This window comes from Streptomyces sp. NPDC059718 (assembly GCF_042733315.1).
Classification (GTDB): Bacteria; Actinomycetota; Actinomycetes; order Streptomycetales; family Streptomycetaceae; genus Actinacidiphila.
Map to the genome: position 1 here is coordinate 11,373 of NZ_JBHWGA010000017.1, position 22,164 is coordinate 33,536.

General features: G+C 73.2%; 22 protein-coding genes. 13 read left to right on the forward strand and 9 right to left on the reverse strand.

Going from position 1 to position 22,164, the window contains the following annotated elements; all coding sequences use genetic code 11:
* Positions 1–327: 327 nt before the first annotated feature.
* Entirely contained in the window at positions 328–2,784 is a 2,457-nt protein-coding gene (locus tag ACFV3E_RS20160) for a SpoIIE family protein phosphatase (protein WP_500535840.1), read from the reverse strand.
* 269 nt (positions 2,785–3,053) lie between these two features.
* Between ACFV3E_RS20160 and ACFV3E_RS20165 the strand changes: the two genes are divergently transcribed.
* Both ACFV3E_RS20165 and ACFV3E_RS20170 read left to right on the forward strand, forming a co-directional pair.
* Positions 3,054–4,037 (forward strand): helix-turn-helix domain-containing protein, encoded by a 984-nt coding sequence (locus ACFV3E_RS20165; protein ID WP_500535841.1) that lies wholly within the window; start codon positions 3,054–3,056, stop codon positions 4,035–4,037.
* A 29-nt stretch (positions 4,038–4,066) separates the two neighbouring features.
* The gene (locus ACFV3E_RS20170) at positions 4,067–4,831 is read left to right on the forward strand and encodes a GNAT family N-acetyltransferase (protein ID WP_500535842.1); all 765 of its coding nucleotides are present in this window, start codon (positions 4,067–4,069) and stop codon (positions 4,829–4,831) included.
* 51 nt (positions 4,832–4,882) lie between these two features.
* Here the strand turns inward: ACFV3E_RS20170 and ACFV3E_RS20175 are convergent, their stop codons facing one another.
* From ACFV3E_RS20175 to ACFV3E_RS20185, 3 genes are all read right to left on the reverse strand, one after another.
* Positions 4,883–6,601, reverse strand: coding sequence for an IMP dehydrogenase (locus tag ACFV3E_RS20175; protein WP_500535843.1), 1,719 nt, complete (start codon positions 6,599–6,601; stop codon positions 4,883–4,885).
* A gap of 390 nt (positions 6,602–6,991) precedes the next feature.
* Positions 6,992–7,552 (reverse strand): carboxymuconolactone decarboxylase family protein, encoded by a 561-nt coding sequence (locus ACFV3E_RS20180; protein ID WP_500535844.1) that lies wholly within the window; start codon positions 7,550–7,552, stop codon positions 6,992–6,994.
* A gap of 32 nt (positions 7,553–7,584) precedes the next feature.
* Positions 7,585–7,959, reverse strand: a complete 375-nt coding sequence (locus ACFV3E_RS20185) for a nuclear transport factor 2 family protein (protein WP_500535845.1) — start codon at positions 7,957–7,959, stop codon at positions 7,585–7,587.
* Positions 7,960–8,208: 249 nt separating this feature from the next.
* Here ACFV3E_RS20185 and ACFV3E_RS20190 point away from each other — a divergent pair, with 249 nt between their 5' ends.
* From ACFV3E_RS20190 to ACFV3E_RS20210, 5 genes are all read left to right on the forward strand, one after another.
* The gene (locus ACFV3E_RS20190; RefSeq protein WP_500535846.1) at positions 8,209–8,916 is read left to right on the forward strand and encodes an SDR family NAD(P)-dependent oxidoreductase; all 708 of its coding nucleotides are present in this window, start codon (positions 8,209–8,211) and stop codon (positions 8,914–8,916) included.
* 42 nt (positions 8,917–8,958) lie between these two features.
* Positions 8,959–9,411: a MarR family winged helix-turn-helix transcriptional regulator gene (locus ACFV3E_RS20195; protein WP_500535847.1), complete on the forward strand. Its 453-nt coding sequence runs from the start codon at positions 8,959–8,961 to the stop codon at positions 9,409–9,411.
* Between the two features lie 65 nt (positions 9,412–9,476).
* Positions 9,477–10,037, forward strand: a complete 561-nt coding sequence (locus ACFV3E_RS20200) for a mycothiol transferase (RefSeq protein ID WP_500535848.1) — start codon at positions 9,477–9,479, stop codon at positions 10,035–10,037.
* A gap of 70 nt (positions 10,038–10,107) precedes the next feature.
* Complete coding sequence (locus ACFV3E_RS20205; RefSeq protein WP_500535849.1) at positions 10,108–10,803, forward strand: CocE/NonD family hydrolase C-terminal non-catalytic domain-containing protein; 696 nt, start codon at positions 10,108–10,110, stop codon at positions 10,801–10,803.
* A 300-nt stretch (positions 10,804–11,103) separates the two neighbouring features.
* The gene (locus tag ACFV3E_RS20210; protein ID WP_500535850.1) at positions 11,104–11,796 is read left to right on the forward strand and encodes an SDR family NAD(P)-dependent oxidoreductase; all 693 of its coding nucleotides are present in this window, start codon (positions 11,104–11,106) and stop codon (positions 11,794–11,796) included.
* Between the two features lie 22 nt (positions 11,797–11,818).
* Here the strand turns inward: ACFV3E_RS20210 and ACFV3E_RS20215 are convergent, their stop codons facing one another.
* A complete protein-coding gene (locus ACFV3E_RS20215; protein ID WP_500535851.1) occupies positions 11,819–13,066 on the reverse strand; it encodes an MFS transporter in 1,248 nt (415 codons plus the stop codon).
* Between the two features lie 3 nt (positions 13,067–13,069).
* Between ACFV3E_RS20215 and ACFV3E_RS20220 the strand changes: the two genes are divergently transcribed.
* The gene (locus ACFV3E_RS20220) at positions 13,070–13,747 is read left to right on the forward strand and encodes a FadR/GntR family transcriptional regulator (protein WP_500535852.1); all 678 of its coding nucleotides are present in this window, start codon (positions 13,070–13,072) and stop codon (positions 13,745–13,747) included.
* Positions 13,748–13,769: 22 nt separating this feature from the next.
* Here the strand turns inward: ACFV3E_RS20220 and ACFV3E_RS20225 are convergent, their stop codons facing one another.
* A complete protein-coding gene (locus ACFV3E_RS20225; RefSeq protein ID WP_500535853.1) occupies positions 13,770–14,132 on the reverse strand; it encodes a DUF1330 domain-containing protein in 363 nt (120 codons plus the stop codon).
* 539 nt (positions 14,133–14,671) lie between these two features.
* Between ACFV3E_RS20225 and ACFV3E_RS20230 the strand changes: the two genes are divergently transcribed.
* The 4 genes from ACFV3E_RS20230 to ACFV3E_RS20245 all read left to right on the forward strand — a co-directional run bounded on the left by ACFV3E_RS20230 (position 14,672) and on the right by ACFV3E_RS20245 (position 18,319).
* Positions 14,672–15,526 carry a serine hydrolase gene (locus ACFV3E_RS20230; protein ID WP_500535854.1) on the forward strand — a complete coding sequence of 285 codons (855 nt, stop codon included), beginning with the start codon at positions 14,672–14,674 and terminating at the stop codon, positions 15,524–15,526.
* Positions 15,527–15,594: 68 nt separating this feature from the next.
* Positions 15,595–16,242 carry a helix-turn-helix transcriptional regulator gene (locus tag ACFV3E_RS20235; RefSeq protein WP_500535855.1) on the forward strand — a complete coding sequence of 216 codons (648 nt, stop codon included), beginning with the start codon at positions 15,595–15,597 and terminating at the stop codon, positions 16,240–16,242.
* Positions 16,239–17,372 carry an aminotransferase class I/II-fold pyridoxal phosphate-dependent enzyme gene (locus ACFV3E_RS20240; protein WP_500535856.1) on the forward strand — a complete coding sequence of 378 codons (1,134 nt, stop codon included), beginning with the start codon at positions 16,239–16,241 and terminating at the stop codon, positions 17,370–17,372. Before ACFV3E_RS20235 ends, ACFV3E_RS20240 begins: the two co-directional genes overlap by 4 nt.
* The gene (locus ACFV3E_RS20245; protein WP_500535857.1) at positions 17,369–18,319 is read left to right on the forward strand and encodes an ornithine cyclodeaminase family protein; all 951 of its coding nucleotides are present in this window, start codon (positions 17,369–17,371) and stop codon (positions 18,317–18,319) included. The genes ACFV3E_RS20240 and ACFV3E_RS20245 overlap by 4 nt, the downstream gene beginning before the upstream one ends.
* Before the next feature lie 35 nt (positions 18,320–18,354).
* On the opposite strand, the gene ACFV3E_RS20250 is transcribed toward ACFV3E_RS20245, so the two are convergent.
* Together ACFV3E_RS20250 and ACFV3E_RS20255 are read right to left on the reverse strand one after the other, a co-directional pair.
* Positions 18,355–19,200: a thioesterase family protein gene (locus tag ACFV3E_RS20250; RefSeq protein ID WP_500535968.1), complete on the reverse strand. Its 846-nt coding sequence runs from the start codon at positions 19,198–19,200 to the stop codon at positions 18,355–18,357.
* Between the two features lie 103 nt (positions 19,201–19,303).
* Positions 19,304–19,810: an ATP-binding protein gene (locus ACFV3E_RS20255; protein WP_500535858.1), complete on the reverse strand. Its 507-nt coding sequence runs from the start codon at positions 19,808–19,810 to the stop codon at positions 19,304–19,306.
* Between the two features lie 146 nt (positions 19,811–19,956).
* Between ACFV3E_RS20255 and ACFV3E_RS20260 the strand changes: the two genes are divergently transcribed.
* Positions 19,957–20,583, forward strand: coding sequence for a TetR/AcrR family transcriptional regulator (locus tag ACFV3E_RS20260; RefSeq protein WP_500535859.1), 627 nt, complete (start codon positions 19,957–19,959; stop codon positions 20,581–20,583).
* A gap of 13 nt (positions 20,584–20,596) precedes the next feature.
* Here ACFV3E_RS20260 and ACFV3E_RS20265 read toward each other — a convergent pair whose 3' ends face one another.
* Entirely contained in the window at positions 20,597–22,159 is a 1,563-nt protein-coding gene (locus ACFV3E_RS20265) for a glycerol-3-phosphate dehydrogenase/oxidase (protein WP_500535969.1), read from the reverse strand.
* Between the last annotated feature and the right edge of the window lie 5 nt (positions 22,160–22,164).

Genomic DNA, 22,164 nt, shown 5'->3' on the forward strand with positions numbered 1-22,164 from the left:
AAGCCGTAGGCCGTGCCCAGCCTGCTGTCCCGCCGTCCGGGGGTGAAGGCACCGGTGTTCCTGGGAGTGCCGGGACCACCCGTCACCGTCATGACGAGGCGACCGGGCCCCCACTCCCAGGACCGCCGGGGCGCTGCCACCGGGGACCGGGGGCGCGCCCAGTGGGGATCACCCGGGGAACAGTCGCACCCGGGAGACCGCGCCTCCACGCGGCCTCCCGGGAACGTGATGCGGAAGGACTCTCCCCCACGCAGTCGCAGGGACAGCGGCTGACCGCTGACCGGCCGCACTGCGCGTCGCCACGCCCCTGTGCTGTGGCCCCGGTGTTCAGGCGGCCGGTACGGGCTCCAGGGTCTGCTCGGCCCAGATGGTCTTGCCGACCAGGGCGTACCGGGTGCCCCAGCGATGGGAGCACTGCGCCACCAGGAAGAGCCCGCGTCCGCCCTCGTCGGTGGTGGCCGCCCGGCGGATGTGGGGCGACGTGCTCGCCGCGTCGCTGACCTCGCAGATGAGCGTCCGGTCGAGGATCAGGCGCAGTCGGATCGGGTCGTGCCCGTGCCGGATGGCGTTGGTGATGAGCTCGCTGACGATGAGTTCGGTGGCGAAGGCCAGGTGCTCCAGCCCCCACAGGTCGAGCTGCCGCAGCACCAGCGAGCGCATGTCGCCGACGGCCGCCGGGACGGGGGGCACGGTCCACGTGGCCAGCTTCCCCGGGTCGAGGGGGCGGGTCCGGGCCAGCAGCAGGGCCAGGCCGTCCTCCACCGTGAGCTCGGCGGCGACCAGGTCGGAGATGGCGCGGCACGTCTCCTCGATCGGGCGGGCCCGGTCGGCGACGACGGTGCTGAGGCGGGCGGCGAGCGTCTCGGACGTGTCCGTGGCGCGCTGGAGGCTGTGGCTGGAGAACACCAGGGTGCTGCCTTCGGCGAGTTCCAGGTCCAGCGGCTCGAACACCGGGTCCCCCTGGCCGAGGGGGTTGTTGACCGGCACATCGGGGATCACCACGTCCCCGGTCCGGCCGACGACGGCCGGCGGGGGGTGTCCGGCACTGGCCATCACGCACCGCCGCGAGACGGGGTCGTAGACGGCGTACAGGCAGGTCGAGCCCTTCAGGGCCTCCACCACGGGCGCGGACCCGGTGGAGTGCTCGCGCTCCAGGAGCCGCGGCACCATGTCGTCGATCTGGCCGAGCAACTCGTCCGGGGTGAGGTCCACTTGGGCCAGCGTGCGGATCGCGGAGCAGATGTGCCCCATGCACGCCGCCGCCTGGAATCCCCTGCCCGGCACCGCGCCCACGACCAGGGCGACCCTGGCACCGGACAGCGGGATCACGTCGAACCAGTCGCCGCTCACCCCCGCGTGCACCCGTGACGGCCGGTAGTGCTGTGCCACCTCGACCGCGCTCTGCTCCGGGACGCTGCGCGGCAGCATGCTCGCGTGGAGGGTGAGGGCGGCCGTGTGCTCGTTGGTGTAGCGGCGGGCGTTGTCCAGGCAGACGGCGGCGCGCGCGACGATGTCCTGGGCGAGGACGAGGTCGTCGGGTTCGAAGGGTTCCGTGCCGTGCCCCCGGTACAGGTGCACCAGGCCCAGGGTCGCGTCCCGCGCGCGCAGCGGTACGAGGATCAAGGAGTCGATCCCGTACGTGAGCATCGCCTTGACCCGCTGGTCGGCGGTGTCGCGCAGCCAGGGGGCACCGAGGTCGACGACCGGGATCAGCCGCGGCCGGCCGTCGGCGAGGCTCTGCACGTGCGGCGAGTCGGGGGGATAGTCCTGCCGCTCCCCGGGGTTCCGGAGCGCGCTGATGACGTCCGGGTCGACGGCCGTGCGGGCGAGGGAACGCAGTGCGACGGGCCCGGAGCCCATCGGCTCGGGTTCCGCGCCCTCCATGACGTCGTCGAGGAGGTCGATCGTCGCCACGTCGGCGAGCCGCGGAACCAGCACGTCCACGAGTTCCTCCGCCGTGCACCGCATGTCCAGCGTCGTGCCGATGCGCATCGCGGCCTCGTCGAGGAGCGCCAGACGCTCTTTGGTCCGGTGGCGCTCCGTGATGTCGATGATCAGATCGGTGACCCCGAGGACGTCGCCGTCCGGTGCGGTCAGGACGACGGAGGAGACGTGCCAGACGTGGTCCCGGTGCGGATCGGCCGAGGTGCGCCCTTGGTGGACGGCGTTGACGACCGGCCGGCCGCTCTCCAGGACCCCTTTGATCCTGCGCTCGATCGCCATGGCGTCGAGTCCGGGGAGGACCTCGCTGACGGGCCGGCCCAGGGCCTTCTCCGCGGGGAAACCGTGGATGCGTTCCAGGGCGGCGTTGACCCGTACGAAGCGCATGTTCCGGTCGTACACGGCGATGCCGATGGGCGCCTGGGTGAAGAGGGCCTCCAGGATCGCCTCGCCCTCCGCGAGGGCCGAAGGGGGCTCTGGGACCGCGACGACCACGGTGCCCCCGGTGTCGCGCCCTCCCGGCTCGAGCAACGGCGACATGTGGAGGACGACGTCGGGGGGGCCGCCGTCACGGCGGCGCGCGAGCACGGCGCGACGACCCGAGGACGACGTCCGCCCGGGTGCTCCGTCGGCATGCCCCGCGGGTCCGGCGAACGCCTCCGGCCACAACTCGGCTGCCGGGCGTCCGACGACGTCCGCGGCGCGGCAGCCGAAGAGCCGCTCGGCGGCGGCACTCCACGCGGAGACGACGCCGCCGTCATCGAGGACGAATCCGGCGACGTCCTCGTCGCCGGACGATCCTGTGGGGCGGCGTCCGTAGGGAGCCTCGGAGGGATTGCCCATTCTCATGTCCTGTCACGCAAGGTGACGATCCCGGCTGTCCCGGGATGCCCCGGGCGCCCGCGAGACGCCTGCCGGCTCACGGCCGCACCACAACTCAGGCTACCGAGACCCGCCGACACGCGCCCGACCTGCTGCGCAGGTCACGCCGGTACGGACGGTGACGGCGCCGCCGCCCCGGGGTGAACACCTCGAGCGGGCCGTTTGGCCCGTCGTGCCTGGTACCAAGGGGGCCAGGCACGTGCGCGCGGAGCGGGGTTACGGTCGTCGGTATGGACGCTTCGAATGCGCTGGGTGAGTTCCTGCGGGCTCGCAGGCGCCTGGTCCGGCCGGAGGACGTCGGCATCGGCACCCAAGGGACGCGTCGCGTCGAGGGTCTGCGACGGGAAGAGGTCGCGATGCTCGCTGGGATCAGCACGGACTACTACCTCCGGCTGGAACAGGGACGCGACCGCAATCCGTCATCACAGGTGCTCGACGCGATCGCCCGGGCGCTGACCCTCGACCAGGACGCGGCCGACCACCTGATCTGCCTGACGCAGGCGCAGGGAAACCGCGCGTCCGCCCGGCCGCGGTCCCGCGGCCGGGCGCCGCGACCGGAACAGGTGCCGCAGAGCATCCGCGAACTGATCGACGGATGGAGCGGCAACCCCGCCTGGGTGCAGAACAGGTTCTTCGACGTCCTCGCCGTGAACGACCTCGCGGCGGCCCTGTCGCCCAGCTACGCCCCCGGCGTGAACCTGCTGTCGGCCGCGTTCCTCGATCCGTCGGAACGCGAACGGCGCAGGGACTGGGAGGCGATGACACACGCGGGTGTCGCCACCCTGCGCGCCCTGGCGGGGCCGGACGTCGACGACCCCCGGCTGACCGAGCTGGTCGGTGACCTGTCGCTGCGGAGCGACCGTTTCCGCGACCTGTGGGCCCGCCACGACGTGGCGACGCACACGGCCGGGGTCGCCCGCTTGAGGCACCCGCAGGCCGGCGACCTCGAACTGCGGTCGCACAAGCTGACCATCGCCGGGAGCGGCGGGCTCATCCTCGGGGTGTTCCACCCCGAGCCGGGCAGCCGCAGCGCGGAACTCCTGCAGATGCTCGGCAATCTCAGCGCCTCCGGCCGCACCGCGGCGGGGGAGGACCGGGACCGGCTGAGCGCGCCGGAGCGGTGGGCGAAGCGCGCCGGTCCCCGGTCCCACGAAGCCCGACAACTCCGGATGCTCCGGCACACGGCACCCCGACGGCGAAAGCAACGAGGATGACAGACAGACGAATTTGGGCGGAGACGCCCGTGCCCGGGCACGGCGTGGACCTGACCCGGGTGACCGCCAACTTCCGCCAGTACCTGCTCGGGTGGGGCGAGGCGGAGCGCGGCGAGGGGGACCTCGACTACTACCGCAGCGGACTCGCGACCCCCCAGTTCAACGGCGTGGTCCGGAACCTCTCCCCGGACGTGGTCGGGCGGGCGGCCGCCACGGCCAGGACCCGGCTCGCCGACGTCCCCTGGTGGTGGTGGGTGGGCCCCGACAGCCCCGAGGGAACGGCGGCCGAACTCGCCCGTCACGGACTCGTCGAATTCGGCTCCGTCCCGGTGATGGTCCGGCCGCTCGACCGGATCGTCGAGGCCGGGGAACGACCGGACGGCCTGCGGATCGAGACGGTGGAGGAGCCCGCCCGCCTGGCGGAGTTCGTCCGCACCTACAGCACCTCCATGGGCGTCCCGCCGGCCCTCGAGGCCGACATGGTGCGCATCGAGGCGCAGCGCTCCGACAACGCGGACGTCGTACGGCTCGCCGCGGTGCTCGACGGTCGCATCGTCGGCACGACCGTGGTGATCACGGCCCACGGCCACGCGGGGATCTTCCTCGTCCACGTGGCCGGGACCCACCGCCGCCGCGGAATCGGCGGCGCCCTGACGGCCGCTGCCCTGCGCGTGGGACGCGACCGCGGGATGCGTTCCGCCGCCCTCGCGGCCAGCCCCGCCGGTGAACCCCTGTACCGGCGCTTCGGCTTCACGACGGTGTCCGCGTACCGGCTCTTCACCCTGCCCGCGTGAGGACGGCCCCGTGCCCCGGCCCTGGTGAGGCCGGGGCACGGGCCGGTGGGATCACTCCCCGGAGTGGACGGCGGGCCGGCGCAACTGCACCTCGGCGCCGGTCTGCTTGAAGGATTCCGCGGACACCGGGACGAGCACCGCGTCGCGGTGGAAGTCCCGCAGGTTCGTCGACCCGCAGCTGATCATCGTCGAGGTGAGCTTCGCCCGGGTCCTCTCCACGTTGTCGTACAGGCTGCCGGCGTAGGGCACGTAGCCGTCGACGCCCTCTTCGAAGACCATCTGGCCGCGCTGGCCGTAGCGGGCCGCGTTCTGCGCACGCCGCGAGCCCTCACCCCAGTACTCCTTGTACCACTGGCCGCCGATCTGCAGCTTCGGCGACGGGCTCTCGTCGAGCCGGGCGAAGTAGCGGCCGAGCATGATGAAGTCCGCCCCCATCGCCAGCGCCATCGCCATGTGCGAGTCGTTGAGAAGGCCCCCGTCGCAGCACAGCGGCACGTACACCCCGGTCTCCTGGGCGTAGGCGTCGCGCGCCTCGACCACGTCGAGCAGCGCGGAGGCCTGCCCGCGGCCGATGCCCTTCTGCGCGCGGGTGGTGCAGATGGCCCCGCCGCCGATCCCGACCTTGACGAACGCCGCGCCCGCATCGGCCAGGTAACGGAAGGCCCGGCCGTCGACGACGTTCCCCGCACCGACGAAAACGTCGTCACCGTACGTCTCCCGCGCGAATTCGAGGGTCTTCGCCTGGTACACGGAATAGCCGTCGGAGGAGTCCAGGCACAGCACATCCGCGCCGGCTTCCAGCAGAGCGGGAATACGGTCCTTGAAGTCACGGGAATTGATGCCGGCGCCCACCCGCAGACGCTTCTCGCCGTCCACGCTCGCGCGGTGGTACGTCTTGTGGGCCTGATAGTCCCTCTTGAGCACCAGGGAGACGGCCCGGCCGTCCTCGAGCAGCGGCAGAACGTCCAGGTGGTGATGCCAGATCAGCTCGTTCGCCTCGGACAGCGAAATCGAGGCCGGCGCGGTGACCAGATCGTCACGGCCCCGCATCCGGTTGCCGGCGGCCTCGGAGGTTCCGTGACGTTCCAGGTGGAAGTCGTCGAGGCTGATGATCCCCAGGAACTCGCCGTCCGGTTCCCCGTTCTCCGTCACCACGGCCACGCCCTGCTCGGTGTCGGCCAACTGCCGTGCCACCTCGCCGAGGGGCGTCTGCGACGCCACGGTGACGTCGCTGGTCCGGAAGCCGGCCTTGTGCCGCTTCACCGTCCGCACGTCCGCGGCCTGGTCCTCGACCTGCTGGTTCTGGTGGATGAACGACAACCCGCCGACCTGCGCCAGCGCGACCGCCAGCGTCGGTGACGACACCGCCTGCATGATGGCGCTCACCATGGGGGTGGCGACCCGGATCCCCGCCTCCTCGCCGACCCGGTGACGCACCAGGGGTGCCCCGAGATCCACGTTGTCCGGCGTGCAGTCTTCCGTGGTCAGGCCCGGAATGAGCAGGTACTCACTCAGCGTGCGGGAAATCTCGGGGAGGATTTTCACGTCGTCTCCAAAAAGGGCCTGCGCACCGGTCGACGACCGATGGGCGAGGCTCGCGCCGGCAGTGCGGATCGACGCCGGCCGGTAGCGCACGGTCGGAAGAATGCGCTCTGGAGATCCTGAGAGCGGGCACACCCGGCGGGTCGGTGCACACGCGCGCGGCCGAATCGACAGCGAAGGCACGACAGACCGGAATCCGCACGGTGTTGCACAGGCGCTGACTTCCATGACGCCATGCGCGATCGTACCGCACCCGGCCTTTCCCAAGGTCGGGTCGGGGCGCTGGGGCGGCGTGCGAGGATCAGTGCGCGACCGGCCCGACGCTGCTCACCCATGCGGGAAGAGGCGCCGCCTCCCGCTCGGGCGACGGCGGTTCCGACCGGTCGCCCACGACGTCAAGGTCCGGCCGGGCGACCAGGCCCGGTTCCCGGTCGTCGAGGATTTCCTTGCCGAGACCGACCGCCGGTCGTCCACCTCCGCGGACAAGCACCAGGTGTTGGTCTCCCATTCGACCCGGCGGTCGGCCGGCTCCAGCAGGAGCGGCTCCTCGGCCATCTCGGCGATCGATGCCGGCAGCACGCCGTGAGCATCCCCGCGCGTGCTCGGGGAATCGACGTCTCAGGCGCTGTCGGCGTCCGTCGGGGCGTCCAGGACCTCGTCGCCGTAGACCGTGGTCACCTCGACGTCCAGAACGGTGGCGATCCGGCCGAACGACCAGTAATAGCCCGCCACTTGAAGGACCTCGACGAACTCGCGCTCGCTGAGGAAGGACCGCGCCAGATCGAACACCTCGTCGCTGACGCGGGGCTGCCGTACCACTTCGGCGGTGAGGCGGAGCAGGGCGCGGTCGGGGAGGGGGATGGCGGGGTTGTCGAGGTCCCGGGCCCGGATGAGCCGGCGGGTCGGCTCGTCGACCCCGGCGGCCTGCGCCATGGGTTCGTGCTGGGCCGCGACGAAGGCGCAGTCGGTGTACTCGGCGACCGTGAGGATCACGAGTTCGCGTGAACGGGCCGGGAGCCGCAGGGAGCTGAACTGGGCTCGGGCGAGCTCCACGAACGGTTTCACGGTGCCGGCCGAGTGGGACATCATCTTGACCATGGGGTCCGGCGGCAGCGCGGTCAGGTACTGACGGACGTCGTCGGGGAAGGACGCCGGGTCCGGGTCGGTCAGACGGGGCATGGTGTGGCTCCTGGGGTGGGTGGTCGGGGGCGTCAGCGGGCTTCGGCGGGGAGGTCGAAGCCGGTCTCGCTCAGGTGCGAGAAGCGGCCGTCCTCGGCGTGGGTGCCGAAGATCGCGATCTCGCGGTGCTGGGTGGAGCCGTCGGCCAGGGTGAGGTGGAAGACGTGCCGTTCGGCGTACGTCGTGCCGTCGCCGACCTCGTCGATGACCGTCACCGTGCCGCCGGTGATCCGGGGGCGGATGCCGGCGACCATGGCCGCGAACTCCTCGCGGGTCAGGACGTCGCCGTCGCTGCGGTGGGTGTAGTCGGGCGCGTAGTACCGGTCGAGGACGTCTTCCAGTGCGACACCGGGCTCGGGCTCGAAGACCAGTGCCCGGAGGGCTTCACTGATGCGGGCGCGTGTCATCCCAGGTGCTCCTTCGGGGGAGGGGGCTATATGGACCCTTGGGTCCGGATGCATCCGACCGTACCGGACTCTCGGGTCCGGTACGGCCCCTGGTGGCCTGTGGACCTCGTCACAGCCCGCGGACCGCGCCGCGAGCGGCGAGCACGCTGGTACCGCGAGTCCCAGGAAAACGAGACGACTCCCTGTCCGCCCCGCCCCGCCGCAATCTGGAGGCGTCGGAGAACGAACACCCGAGACGGGAGCGACACCATGACGACGACACTGATCACCGGAGCCAACAAGGGGCTGGGGTACGAGACGGCGCGCCGCCTGATCGCGGAGGGCCACACCGTGTGGATCGGCGCCCGCGACGCCGCGCGGGGCCGACTGGCCGCCGACCGGTTGGGGGCGTCCTTCGTCCGGCTCGACGTGACGGACGACGCGTCGGTCGCCGCCGCCGCGCGGACGATCGAGGCCGGCGGAGGCCTGGACGTGCTGATCAACAACGCCGGCATCGAGGTGCGCCGGCCGGACAACAGCGTCGTGCCCACCGTGGAGACCACCGCCGACGCGATGAGGACGACCTTCGACACCAACGTCTTCGGCGTCGTGCGGGTCCTCCACGCGTTCGTGCCGCTGCTCCGGAAGTCCGCCGCCCCGGTCGTGGTCAACGTCAGCAGCGGCCTGGCCTCGCTGCACCACGTCACGGACCCCGACCAGCCCGCCCACATGTTCCCGGGCCTGGACTACCCGGCGTCGAAGCTGGCCGTGAACATGATCACCGTCCAGTACGCGAAGGCGCTGCCGGACTTCCGGATCAACTCGGTGGAGCCGGGCTTCACCAAGACCGACCTGAACGGCAACACCGGCTTCCAGACGGTCGAGGAGGGCGCCGAGGTCATCGTCCGCATGGCGCTCGTCGACCCCGACGGCCCGACCGGCGGCTACTTCGACCGCAACGGCGCGCTTCCCTGGTGACGGAAGGCTGTAGGCGGTATACCGGCGGGTTAAGCTGTCGCAATGACGGCGGATGCTCCCCTGGACGCAGAAGAAGAGCGCTTCTGGCGTGCCCTGCAGCGCGTGATGACCGCGTTGCCGAAGGCTCTGGATGACGACCTTCTGAAGTCGACCGGGCTGACGCTGTCCGAGTACTCGGTGCTGATGTTCCTGTCCGAGGCCAAGGACCGCGAACTGCGGATGATCGACCTGGCCGAGCTCACCCGCCTTTCGGCCAGCCGCATCTCACGGGTGGTCGACTCCCTCAAGGCGCGCGGCTGGGTGGCCAAGCGCCGGCACGAGGTGGACGCGCGGGGGAGCGTGGCGACCTTGACGTCCGGCGGGCTGGACCGGCTGGAGGCCGCCTATCCGTCGCTCCTGGCCAGTTCGCGCAGGCGCGTCATGGACCACGTCGACTCCGCCTCCCTCTCGAGCATGGCCGTCCAGTTCGAAAGCGTCGCCGAGCACCTCGGCTGAAGGCCGGCGTCCGGCGGCGCAAACTCGGTGGCGGAAGCGGGCCGTCACGGACCACCATGCCGGGCATGAGCGATCAAGCGCCACGATGGACCAGGGCGACCGTCTACCCCGACATGTGGGTCGACCCGGACGACGACCCCCGCGACAGCGAAGGCCCCGGTCCGGACGGTGAGCTCGCCACCCTTCAGGACTATCTGACGAGCTACCGCATGACCCTGCGGATGAAGTGCCAGGACCTGGACCCGGAGCAACTGGCCCGTCGTTCGGTCCCACCGTCGACGATGTCGCTGCTCGGCCTCGTCCGGCACCTCGCCGAGGTGGAACGGGACTGGCGCAACTGGATCAGCGACGGCGAGCCCCTGACGAAGCTGTACGGCAGGCGGGACGCGGACTTCGACGACGCCGTCGCCGACCAGGCCGTGGTTGATGCCGCGTACCGCGATCTGGAACGCGAACAGGCCGCGACCGACGCGGCGCTCGCGGCGCACCCGGACCTGGGCGAGCGCGTGGGGAAGGACGGGATCGCCATCAGGGAGCTGCTGGTGCACCGGATCGAGGAGTACGCCCGGCACTGCGGGCACGCCGACCTGTTGCGCGAGTGCGTCGACGGCAGGGTGGGCCAGTGACAGGGGCCTGAGCCCTTCCTCCCCGGCCCGGGGGCCACCGCGCGATCTGCGGGAGTCCGCGCACCCGCGGGTGATCACGCGGTGGCCGCCGTCCTCTTGGTCCGGGACTACCGGTCCCGTCCCACCGCCCGGGACGGCCGCCCGGCCCGGTACGACCATCCTGGAGGTTCGCCTCGGTGCAGCACGGCGTCGGCGAGCGCGGCGCGCGGAACCCCACCACCGGCGCACACGTGGCGGGCCCGGGCCCGCGGCCGCCCGCCTCCACATCGCCTCCTCGACCGCCGACGCGGACCTGTTCCTCACCCTGCGGGTGCTCGACCCGGACGGCAAGGACGTCACCTTCGTCAGCGGGCTCGATCCGGCGGGCGTGGTCGTGGCGGGCTGGCTGAGGGCCTCCCACCGTGCCACCGACCCCGGGCGCAGCCTGCCGTACCGGCCCTGGCACACCCACGACCGTCCCCAGCCGCTCACGCCGGGCGAGGTCGTCGCACTGGACGTCGAGATCTGGCCCACCTCCGTCGTGGTGCCCGCCGGCCACCGCTTCGCCCTCACCGTCACGGGACGCGACTTCGAACTGCCCGGCGACGGCCCCTGGTCCAGCACCTACGGCGTAGCGATGAAGGGACACGGCACCTTCCTGCACAACGACCCCGACGACCGCCCGGACGAGGTCTTCACCGGCACGACCACCCTCGTCTCGGGCCCCGCCCACCCCTCCTACCTGCTGCTCCCCTTCGTACCCCGGAGCGCGCGGCAGGCGCCGTGACGGCGGGCGCGGGCCCCGCGGCGCGGAGAAACCGCGGGGCCCACGGGTTCACGTGCTCGTGTCCCCGTGCTGCCACAGGATCCGGCCGCCCGCGAGGACGTGGTCGGCGAAGTGCACGCCGTACGGGGCGCCCCCGCGAACCCGCGCACCGACCCACTCCCCGCGCTCTTCCGGCGCCACCCCGCCGGGCGTCGTCAACGCCGGCCACGGGGCGGATCCCCGGGAAGCGGCGTTGACGGGACCCATACGCGGTACGGATCCCTGCGGCGACAGAAGATCCGCACAGCGCAGGGGAGACCCATGACCGTCTCACTGATCACCGGAGGCACCAGGGGCCTCGGCCGGGAGACCGCCCGCCGGCTGATCGAGCTGGGGCACACCGTGCACGTCGGCGGCCGCGACGAGAGCCGCGGCCGTGCGGCCGCCGACGAGCTCGGCGCCCACTTCGTCCCCCTCGACGTGACCGACGACGCCTCCGTCACGTCGGCCGCGGCCGAGCTCACCCGCCGGGAGGGCCGGCTCGACGTCCTGGTCAACGGTGCCGGGGCGTTCGAGGGAATGCGCGGGGCCGAGGAGGTCACCGCGGCCGTCATGCGCCACGTCTTCGAGACCAACGTCTTCGGCGCCGTGCGGATGACGCATGCCTTCCTGCCCCTGCTGGCGGTCTCCCAGGCACCCGTCATCGTCAACGTGAGCTCGGCGTTCGGCTCGTTCGGCCTGGTCACCGACCCGGGCCGCCCGGAGGCCCGCATCCTCCTGCCGGTATTCGCGTCGTCGAAGGCGGCGCTGAACATGCTCACGGTGCAGTACGCCAAGGCCCTGCCCGGTCTGCGTGTCAACGCCGCCGAGCCCGGGCTGACCGGGGCCGACCCGTTCGGAACGGGCAACGGGACGGTCGGGGAGGGCGCCGAGGCGATCGTCCGGCTGGCGACCCTCGGCCCGGACGGTCCCACCGGCACCTTCTCCGGGCCGGACGGCGCCCTGCCCTGGTGATCCCCGCGGTCGGCGCCGCCGGTCAGCCCACGTTACGGTCCCGCCCCGCGAGCAGGCCGGCGACCAGCTGCGCCACCATCAGGACGGCCATGAGGACCAGCGGGACCCGCCAGCCGCCGGTGTGCTCGTAGAGCGCGCCGACCAGGAACGGGACGGGGATCGACAGCAGGTAGCCGGCGCTCTGCGCGAAGGCGGAGAGCCGCACCACCGTCGCGCTGTTCCGGCCGCGCAACCCGATCATCGTCAGGGCCAGCGGGAAGGAGCAGTTGGCGACGCCCAGCAGCACGGCCCACACCCATGGCGCGGCAGCCGGTGCCGCCCACAGCCCCGCGTACCCGGCCAGCCCGAACACCCCGAGCACGACCGCGATGCCGCTCTGCCGCCGCAGCCGCCCCGCGAGGGCCGAGAGCGCGAACGACAGCGGCACACCCAGCAGTGAGGTGACGGCGAACAGCAGGCCGGCGGTCCCGGCCGACAGCCCCGCGTCCCGGAACACCTGGGGCAGCCAGCCGATGACGACGTAGGCGGCACCCGCCTGCAGGCCGAAGTACGCGGCCAGCGCCCAGGCCGTGGGGGAGCGGGTCATCCGCACGCCGGGTCCGGACCCGGCGCCGGGTGGCCCGGGTGCGGGCTGCGGCGCCCGGTCCGCCGTACGGATGCGCGCCAGCACGAGCCACGGGGGCACGGCGACGGCGGCGACCACGCCCCAGGCCCCCAGCCCCCACCGCCAGTCGCCGCCGAAAGCCCCGGACAGCGGCACGGTGGCGGCCGCCGCGACCGAGGCACCCAGGTTGAGGGCCATGGAGTACAGGCCGGTCATACGGCCGACCTGGTCGGGGAAGCGCTGCTTGACCACCACCGGCAGCAGCACGTTGGCCACGGCGATCCCGGCGAGCGCGACTGCGCTGAGCGCCAGGAACAGCGCGGTGCCCCCGGCGAGGGGCCGCAGCACCAGCCCCACGGCGACCACGGCCGTGCCCGCCGCGACGACCGCCGAGGGCCCGTACCGGCGGGCGAGCCCGGGCGCGGCGAAGCCGACCAGGGCGAAGCAGAGCGCCGGCACGGAAGTGAGCAGCCCGGCGACGGCTCCGCTCATCCCGAGGGCGGCGCGCGCTTCGGCCAGGACGGGCCCGAGGCTCGTGACGGCGGGGCGGAGGTTGAAGGCCACCAGGAGCAGCGCCACCACCGCCAGGCCGCCGGTGCGGGCACCGGGCCGTGCCGGGTTCCGCCGTTCCGCGGACCGGCTCGCGACCCTCCGGCGTATAATCATGGGATGAGTCTACGTCCCGTGCCGCGTCCGTCCGGGCTCTTCGAGCAGGTCGTGTCCGGACTGCGCCGCCAGATCACCTCCGGGGCCTGGCCGGTGGGCTCGCGCATCCCGACCGAGCCGGAACTCGTCCGGCAACTGGGCGTGGCCCGCAACACCGTCCGCGAGGCCGTCCGCGCGCTCGCCCACAACGGGCTGCTGGACATACGCCACGGCTCGGGCACGTACGTCGCGGCGACCAGCGAGCTCGCGGGGGTGATGCAGCGCCGCTTCGAGGACGCCGGGCAGCGGGACGTGACCGAGGTGCGCGGCGCCCTGGAGTCGGCCGCGGCCGGCCTGGCCGCGACGCGCCGCACGGAGGACGACCTCGCCCGCCTCGACACGCTGCTGGACCAGCGGGAACGCGCCTGGACCTCGGGTGACCGGGACGCCTTCGTGGACGCGGACAGCGCCTTCCACCTGGCCGTGGTGGCCGCCTCGCACAACGAGGTGCTGGCCGAGCTCTACGCGGACCTGGGCCAGGTCGTCAGGGACTCGCTGAAGGAGCACTTCGGCGCCCCCACGCTGCGCCCGGAGGACTACATGGACCACGCGCGTCTGCTGGACGCCGTCCGCGCCGGCGACGCGGCCTTGGCGGCCGGTGAGGCCGCCTCCCACACCTCGGGCTGCCGGTTCGGTGGCTGAGCCCGCCGGGGCCTGCGGCCCGTCAGGCCGGCAACGCGCCCGTCCGCGTGGCTTCCTCCCTGAGCCGTGCGGCGGTCTTCGTGACGTCGTAGCCGGGTCGGACGCCGTTGACGAGGATGACCTCGCCCTCGAGGTGGCGCGTGCGGAGCGGAAGGATCTCCTGGTAGGCGTTCGACCCGTACCAGGCCCGCGCCCGGTCCATGTCCGGGAACCCGATCAGGACGATCGTCCCGGGCCACCGGCCCTCGACGACCTCCACGGTCGCGCCGTGGACGATGAAGCGGCCGCCGAAGGGGTCCAGGGTGTCCTGGATGCGCTCCATATAGGTGAAGACCTCCTCGTGGGGCTGTGCGGGACGAAGGTGGCCGACGGCGTAGGCGGTCATGGCTGCTCCCTGGGGTCGTGGTCCGTGGTGCGTGGTGTCCGTCCTGCCGGACGTCCTTGATCCTGCCGGGCCCGTGCGGGCCGGTCGATGACGCCGGAGGTAATGAGGGGCGTGCGAGCTTCATCACATTCGGGTCATATCGGCATGGTTCGGACGAGGGTACGAGGCCCGGCGCAGCGGTATCCCTGGGGAGATCGTCGGCGGCCGGGGTGACGGTCGCCCTCCCGGGTGGCGGTGGCGGCTTGCGGCGGTCGCTTCCGTCTGGCCGACCGGCTGGCAACGACGCGTCGTGTCACGAGAGTTGGAGCATCCGGCACGCCAAGACGGCGGCGCGGAACGGCGTCACTCCACGGGCGCGCGACGGCCCCCGCGTGCGTCCCGGTGAACCGTCGGCCACCCGGGGACGTGGCCGCGACGGGCCCCGCCGGGGCCCTCGCGGCCCCGGCCGGACGTAGCCGACGTCACATCCCGTCCTGCCCAACCGTCCGCCCACACTGGGCAGTCAGCCCGGCCGGCAGCAACCCGATGGACGGAGTGACATGGGTCATACCCGAATATCCCGGCGCGCCATGGCCGCCGCGGTCCTCGCAGGCGTGGCGGTCCCCGTGGCGGCAGGAGCCGCGACGGCGGCGGCCGCCGCCGCGACGCCCCAGGTGAGCTGCAGCTCGGCGGCGCCCGGACTGGCCGCGAAACTGCAGCGGGACATCACGTCGGCGCTGGAGGGCGGCACCGCCCGCACGGCCGTGTCCGTGCACGACCGCACGACCGGCACGTCGTGCACGCTCCGCGCGGACCAGCACTTCGACTCCGCCAGCACGGTCAAGGTCACCGTCCTGGCGACCCTGCTCCGGGACGCACAGCAGCACCATCGCCACCTCACCTCCCACGAGGCCGGGCTCGCCACCGCCATGATCACGAAGTCGGACAACGACGCCACGACCGCGCTGTGGAAGCAGCTCGGCGTCACCAAGGTCAACGACTTCCTGTCCGCCGCGGGGATGGGCCACACCGTGCCGGACGGCGCCGGGGCCTGGGGTCTCACCCAGATCACCGCCGGGGACGAGCAGAAGCTGATGGACCTGCTCACGGCGCCGAACGCCGTGCTCGGCGCCAACGCGCGCGCCTACGCCCTCAAGCTGATGAACGAGGTCGTCCCCTCCCAGCGCTGGGGCACCCCCGCGGGCGCCCCGGACTCCGCGGTCGTCCACGTCAAGAACGGCTGGCTCTCCCGCGCCACCCACGGTTGGCGGGTGCACAGCCTGGGCGCCTTCACCGGCGGCGGGCACGACTACAGCATCACCGTCCTCACCGACGACGACGCGACGATGGGCTCCGGCATCGCCACCATCGAGGGCGTCTCCCGGGCGATCCACCAGGACCTCGACGCGGCCTAGGAGCGCGCCGCGCCGCCCCTCCACGCAGGGGCTGGACCGAATGTCCAGTCTGGACGTACAGTCCAGCCATGGAGAAGGCGCGACTCGACGAGAACGACCCCCGGGTGCGGCAGTGGGCCCCGGTCTGCCAGGCCGTGGCCCTGCTGCTGAGCCCGTACGCCGAGGTGGTCCTGCACGACGTGGCCGAGGACCGCGTGCTGGGCATCTGGAACCCCATGTCGCGGCGTACCGCCGGCGACCCCTCGCTGCTGGGCGAGCTGGAGCGGCTGGACCCGTCGGCGCACGACGTCTACGGCCCGTACGAGAAGCCGCTCGCCGACGGGCGCCGGCTCTCCTCCGTCAGCGCGGTCCTGCGGGACGGCGACGGCGAGCCCTCCGCGGTGCTGTGCGTCAACCTCGACCGGACCCCGCTGGAGCAGGCGGCCTCCGTGCTCTCCGCCTTCGCCGCGCCCACCGTGCCGCACCCCGAGCCGCTCTTCGAGCAGGACTGGACCGAGCACGTGCAGCGGACCGTCGGCACCTACACCCGTGACCGGGGCTGCCCGGTGGAACGCCTCGGCCGCGAGGACCGCCTCGCGATCCTCGCGGAGCTCGACCGGGCCGGGGTGTTCGCGATGCGCCGCGCCGTGCCCGTCGTGGCCGGCGCCCTGCAGGCGTCCCGCTCCACCGTCTACGCCCTGCTCGCCGATCTCAAGGCACAGAGGAAGCACCCGTGAGCCGACTTCCCGACTTCCGGCTGGAAACGTACTTCTCCCGCTGGGAGTTCACCGTCCGTCACCATCTGACCGCCTCGGACGCGCAGTCCATGACCCTCCCCGAACTGCTGGAACTCGCCGACGCCGAGGACCGGCACGCCTGGGAGGCGCTCTCCCTCGGCTACACCCGGACCTTCGGCGACCCCGGGCTGCGCGAGGCGATCGCCGGAACGTACGAACGGGCAGGCGCCGACGACGTGATCTGCTTCGCAGGCGCGGAGGAGGCGCTCTACCTCGCGATGCAGGTGCTCCTCGGTCCCGGCGACCACGCCGTCGTCGTCACCCCCAACTACCAGGCCGCGGAGACCGTGCCGCTCTCCCTGTGCGAGGTGACGGGCGTGCCGCTCGACCCTGAGCAGGACTGGGCCCTGGACGTGGACCGGGTGGCCGCGGCGCTCCGCCCCACCACCCGCGTCGTGTCCGTCAACTTCCCCAACAACCCGACCGGCAAGGTCATCGACGCCGCCGACTTCGCGCGCCTGACCGAGCTCTGCGACGAGCGCGGCATCCACCTGTTCAGCGACGAGGTCTACCGCGGCCTCGAACGCGACCTGGCCCGCACCCTGCCCCAGGCCGCGGACCTGTCGGAACGGGCGCTGTCGCTGAACGTGACGTCCAAGTCGCTCGGTCTGCCCGGGCTGCGGATCGGCTGGATCGCCTGCCGGGACCGGGAGTTGCGCTCGCGCCTGGAGCGGGCCAAGCACTACACCACGATCTGCAACGCCGCGCCCAGCGAGGTGCTCGCCCGGATCGCCCTCAAGGCCCGCGACCGGATCCTGGACCGCAACCGCGCCCTGATCGCCGCCAACCTCCCGCTCTTCGACGCCTTCTTCGCCGAGTTCGACGACCTGTTCAGCTGGCGCGCCCCGGACGGCGGCTGCGTCGCCTACCCCCGCTACCTCGGCGCCGACGGCGTGGAACGCTTCTGCACCGAACTCGTCGAGCAGGCCGGGGTCCTGCTGCTGCCCGCGAGCATCTACCGCTCCGAGCTCACCGAGACGCCCGCCGACCGCTTCCGCGTCGGCGTCGGGCGCCGCGACCCGGCCCCCGGACTCGACGCCCTCGCCGGCTGGCTGCGAGCACGCCGATGACCGTCCTCGTCCTGGGCCCCGAGGAGATCGAGGCCGCCGCGCGGCCCGCGCTGGTGCTGGACGCGGTCCGTGCCGCGCTGATCGCCCACGCGGCCGGCCGCACCACCGTGCCGCCGCCCACCCATCTGACGTTCCCCGCCGCGGACGGCGACTGCCATGTGAAGACGGGCTGGATCGACGGGTCCGACGACTTCACCGTGAAGATCGCCTCCGGCTTCTACCGCAACCCGGAGCGCGGCGAACCCGTCAACCACGGTCTGGTCTGTGTCATCAGCGCCCACACCGGCCGGGTCCGCGCCGTCCTCGACGACGGCGGACGCCTCACGGCCTGGCGCACGGCAGCCGCCGGAGCCCTCGCCGGCCACGCCCTGGCCCGCCCCGACGCCCGCAGCGTGGGGGTGTTCGGCACCGGCGAGCAGGCCCGGCTGCAGGTGCGGTGGCTGGCGATGCTGCGCCCCGTCGGCCGGGTCCTCGTCCACGGCCGTGACGCGCGCCGGGCGGCCGCCCTCTGCGAGCACCTGGCCGCCCACGGGTTGAGCGCCGGCCCCGCCTCCGCCGCGGAGGCCGCGGGCGCCGACATCGTCGTCACCGCCACGCCTGCCACCTCCCCGGTGCTGGACGCCGACGCGGTCCGCCCCGGCGCGCACATCACCGCCGTCGGCGCGGACATGCCGCACAAGAACGAGCTGCCGCCCGCGCTCTTCGCCCGCGCCGGCGTCATCGCCACGGACGACCACGAGCAGTGCCTCCACCACGGCGACCTCGCGCACGCCGTCCGCGCGGGTGCGGTCCCGCAGGACGCCGACGTTCCCCTCGGGGCCCTGCTCCGCACCCCTGAAGGCCGCGGGGACCGCACGGAAGCCATCGTGACGATCGCCGACCTCACGGGCGTCGGGGCCCTCGACGCCGCCGTCGCCTCGGCGGTGGTCCGGGAACTGATCGGCTGACGTCCCGTCGGACGACCGCTTCCCCGGGGTGGGGGTCAGGTCGTGGCGCCGCGACGCGGGGCGACGAACAGGCTCTGCACGCTGCGGCCGATGGGGCCCTGTTCGTCGTGCAGGGAGGCCTCGGCCATGCCCACGCCGTACGGGTCGACGGTGGTGCGGGCATCGAGGCAGACCCACTCGCCGGCGGGGTGGCGGTGGAGGTGGACGGTGAGGTCGGGGTTGACGAAGAGGTGCTCGGAGAAGTCCAGCACGTTGCTCACGCCGTTGCCGGAGTCCGCCGCGACCAGGACACGGTCCAGGGGAGCGGTCTTCTCGCCCGCGACGAGCGGGACGCGCATCCGCAGCCAGCAGGTGGCGGGGCCGCGGTCGAGGAAGGAACCGGCGGCGAAGCGGGTCTCCATGGCCGTGTGGTAGCCGGTGTCCCACGGCACGGGGAAGAACGGCTCGGGTCGGGCCTGCGCGGGTCCGGGGAACGGCGGGGGTTCCGGGGCGGCGGCGCCGGGATCGGTGGTGGGGCCCGCGGCGGGGACGGTGCCGGGCGCGGTGCGGATGCGCAGGGCCCGCGCCCGCATGATCTCGGCGCCCCCGTCGGGCGACAGGGAGGCCTCGACCAGTTCCACGCTGCGCCCCTCGCGCAGCACGCGGGTGGTCACGGTGAGCGGGGCGAGCGGCACCGGGCTGTGGATCTCGAAGGTGATCCGGACCAGGCGCATGTCCTCGCGGGCGCCCGGACGCGTCTGCACCGCGCGGCCGAGCAGGGCCGCGGGCGGCCCGGCGTGCTGGCTCGCGGCGTCCCAGGGGCCGCGCGTGTACCCGGTCGGGACGAAGCGCTCGTCCGCCACCCGCTCGAAGAAGGCCTCGACATCACTGTGGTCCGGCATGCTCACCGCTGCTCTCCCGCCCGCTGACGACGGGATAGAGGCTACTGGCGGGTAAGTCCGGTGTCACGGCACCGGTGGGAGGGGAGGCTTCGCGGGCGTCCTTTCAGGCGGCGGCCGGCGACAGTTCGAACCACGTCGTCTTGCCGGTCGCCGTGCGGTCGGAGCCCCAGGCGTCGCTGAGCAGGTCCAGGATCTCCATGCCGCGCCCGCCCTCCGCCTCGGTGTCGGCGACGCGCCGGACCGCGGCCCGGGAGCTGATGTCCTCGACCTCGCACCGCAGGTGCCTCTCCGTGATGCGCAGGTTCATCCGCACCGGACCGCGCGCGTGCCGCAGGGCATTGGTGACCAGTTCGCTGACCAGGAGTTCCACCGTGTCGGCCAGGTCGCCGAGGCCCCATGCGCCGGCCTGCGCCGTGGCCAGCCTGCGGGCGCGGCCCACCGAGGTCAGCTCGTGCTCCAGCGGCCAGGAGGCGTCCCGGGTGGTGGCGCGTCCGGCCGGAGCGTGCAGGGGGCGCACGGGCTCCAGGGTGCGTGACCACAGCCTGAGCTGCCGGGCGAGCCAGGACGTGGGGGTTCGCGTCCCGTCTGTGCCGATGGCCTGGGCGGCCATGGTGATCATTCCCTTCCGCTGCCGGGGGGTGCCAGGCGCGTGAGCCTTTCCTGTAGCACCCGCTACATCTATCAAATATACATGTAGCGGGTGCTACGGTAAAGAAACCTATAAAAGCCACCAATACGGACTACTGGGAGGGTGTCGTGCCGCGACGGGCCGATGCCGGCAAACGGCGGGAACTCCTGGACCGCGTACGGGAGTACGTGGTCGCGCACGGCCTGGCGGATCTGTCCCTGCGGCCGATGGCCAAGGCGCTGGGCACCAGCGACCGGATGCTCCTCTACTACTTCGGCAGCAAGGAACGCCTGGTGGCCGAGGCCCTCGCCCTGGACGCGAGCCGGCCGGTCCTGCGCTTCCGCGAGGTCCTCGCGGTGGCCGGCACGCCCCGGGACGCGGAGGGGATGCGACGCCTGGCGGAGGCGCTGTGGCAGGAACTCCGCAGCCCCGAGCGCCGTGCGCTGCTGCCGCTGTACTTCGAGCTGATGGCCGGCACCGTGCTGAGACCCGATCGCTACGGCCCCCACATGCGCGGACTGCTCACCGAGTGGACCGAGCTCCTCGTCCCCGTCTTCGAGGGCCTGGGCATGGCGGGGGCGCGTGCGCGCATCGAGGCATCCGTCCTGGTGGACGCCGTCTTCGGGCTCCTGCTCGCCTCCCTGGTGGAGGAGGACGAGGGGCGTGCGGACCCCGCGTTCCGCACGCTCCTCGACCGCCTCGAAGCCGGCTGGCGGCTTCCGGACCGTGCCCCGGGAGCCGCCGCCGTTCCGTGATCCCGGGCCGGGTTCACGCCCCGGCCAGTGCCTCCTCCGCCGCCTTCAGCGCCGTCTCACGGTCGGCCGGTACGAGGCCCACGCGGGTGCGCCGGTCGAGGAGGTCACCGGTGTCGAGCGCCCCCTCGTGGCGCACGGCCCACATCAGCTCCGCGCGCGTGACGGGGTGACCGGGCACGACCGGCTCCCGCAGGGCGGGATCGGCGGCCCCGAGGGCGTGCACGGCGGGGGCCTCGGTGCCGTAGCGCTGCACCAGGCGGCGCGGGGCCCGCAGACCGGTGAGCACGTGCGGCGCCGCGGCACCCACGAGCGGCAGCGACGTGGTGCGGCAGGGCGCGGCGCCGAGCCCGCGGGCCGTGACGGCCGCGTCGACGGCGTCCTGGGCCATGCGGCGGTAGGTCGTGAGCTTGCCGCCGACGACGGTCACCACGCCCTCGGCGGAGGTGAGCACCGCGTGCTTGCGCGAGATGTCGGCGGTACGGCCCGAGCCGTCGGCGGAGGTGTCGAGCAGCGGGCGCAGCCCGGCGAACGCCCCCACCACGTCGTCGCGGTGGACGGGGACGTCGAGCGCCGTGCCGAGCACGTCGAGCAGGAAGCCGATGTCCGTCTCGGGCACCTCCGGCACGTCGGGGACGGCTCCGTCGACCGGCTCGTCGGTGAGTCCCACGTACACCCGGCCGTCGCCCTGCGGCAGGACGAGCACGAACCGGTTGGACTCCCCGGGGATCGGTATGTGCAGGCCCGCGGGCAGGCCGCCGAGGCCCTCCGAGCGCAGGACCAGGTGCGTGCCCCGGGACGGCCGCAGCCGTACGCCGTCGACCAGGCCGCCCGCCCACACGCCGGAGGCGTTCACCACCGCGCGGGCCCGGATCGTGTGCTCCTCGCCGGTCAGCTCGTCGCGTACGACGGCGCCCGAGCCGCTGAGCGAGACCGCGCGCACCCGCGTCAGGACACGCGCCCCGTGCGCCGCGGCGGTCCGGGCGATCGCGGTCACCAGGCGGGCGTCGTCGGCGAGTTGGCCGTCCCAGGACAGCAGGCCGCCGCGCAGCCCCGCGGTGCGCAGGGCGGGGGCGAGGTGCCGGGTCTCCACCGCGGACAGCCGGCGCGGCGCCGGGAGCGTGGCCCGCGCCGTCCGCGCCGACAGGCGCAGCGCGTCGCCGGCCCGGAAACCGGACCAGGCCAGTGCGGCCTGCCCGCGCGAGACCAGCGGGGTCAGCGGCAGTACGAAGGGCTGGGCGCGGACGAGGTGGGGGGCGGTGCGCTCCATCAGCACGCCGCGCTCCACCGCGCTCTCGTACGCGACGTCCAACTGGCCGGAGGCCAGGTAGCGCAGGCCGCCGTGGATCAGCTTGGAGCTCCACCGGGAGGTGCCGAAGGCCAGGTCGTGGGCGTCGATCGCGGCGACCGACAGCCCGCGGGACGCCGCGTCGAGGGCTGCGCCCGCGCCGGTGGCGCCGAGGCCGACGACCAGGACGTCCACCTGCTCGCCGGCGGCCAGTTCCGCCAGCTCGCGGGCCCGCCGCCCGGCGCTGAGCGAGGACGCGGGGGAGGGGGCTGGGCTGCTCATGGGGCTCATGGGAC

Coding starts and splice junctions, on each gene's coding strand:
- ACFV3E_RS20160 (WP_500535840.1), bottom strand. CDS start 2,784: ATGGGCAATCCCTCCGAGGCTCCCTACGGACGCCGCCCCACAGGATCG.
- ACFV3E_RS20165 (WP_500535841.1), top strand. CDS start 3,054: ATGGACGCTTCGAATGCGCTGGGTGAGTTCCTGCGGGCTCGCAGGCGC.
- ACFV3E_RS20175 (WP_500535843.1), bottom strand. CDS start 6,601: ATGGAAGTCAGCGCCTGTGCAACACCGTGCGGATTCCGGTCTGTCGTG.
- ACFV3E_RS20180 (WP_500535844.1), bottom strand. CDS start 7,552: ATGCCCCGTCTGACCGACCCGGACCCGGCGTCCTTCCCCGACGACGTC.
- ACFV3E_RS20185 (WP_500535845.1), bottom strand. CDS start 7,959: ATGACACGCGCCCGCATCAGTGAAGCCCTCCGGGCACTGGTCTTCGAG.
- ACFV3E_RS20190 (WP_500535846.1), top strand. CDS start 8,209: ATGACGACGACACTGATCACCGGAGCCAACAAGGGGCTGGGGTACGAG.
- ACFV3E_RS20195 (WP_500535847.1), top strand. CDS start 8,959: ATGACGGCGGATGCTCCCCTGGACGCAGAAGAAGAGCGCTTCTGGCGT.
- ACFV3E_RS20200 (WP_500535848.1), top strand. CDS start 9,477: ATGAGCGATCAAGCGCCACGATGGACCAGGGCGACCGTCTACCCCGAC.
- ACFV3E_RS20210 (WP_500535850.1), top strand. CDS start 11,104: ATGACCGTCTCACTGATCACCGGAGGCACCAGGGGCCTCGGCCGGGAG.
- ACFV3E_RS20215 (WP_500535851.1), bottom strand. CDS start 13,066: ATGATTATACGCCGGAGGGTCGCGAGCCGGTCCGCGGAACGGCGGAAC.
- ACFV3E_RS20220 (WP_500535852.1), top strand. CDS start 13,070: ATGAGTCTACGTCCCGTGCCGCGTCCGTCCGGGCTCTTCGAGCAGGTC.
- ACFV3E_RS20225 (WP_500535853.1), bottom strand. CDS start 14,132: ATGACCGCCTACGCCGTCGGCCACCTTCGTCCCGCACAGCCCCACGAG.
- ACFV3E_RS20230 (WP_500535854.1), top strand. CDS start 14,672: ATGGGTCATACCCGAATATCCCGGCGCGCCATGGCCGCCGCGGTCCTC.
- ACFV3E_RS20235 (WP_500535855.1), top strand. CDS start 15,595: ATGGAGAAGGCGCGACTCGACGAGAACGACCCCCGGGTGCGGCAGTGG.
- ACFV3E_RS20245 (WP_500535857.1), top strand. CDS start 17,369: ATGACCGTCCTCGTCCTGGGCCCCGAGGAGATCGAGGCCGCCGCGCGG.
- ACFV3E_RS20250 (WP_500535968.1), bottom strand. CDS start 19,200: ATGCCGGACCACAGTGATGTCGAGGCCTTCTTCGAGCGGGTGGCGGAC.
- ACFV3E_RS20255 (WP_500535858.1), bottom strand. CDS start 19,810: ATGGCCGCCCAGGCCATCGGCACAGACGGGACGCGAACCCCCACGTCC.
- ACFV3E_RS20265 (WP_500535969.1), bottom strand. CDS start 22,159: ATGAGCCCCATGAGCAGCCCAGCCCCCTCCCCCGCGTCCTCGCTCAGC.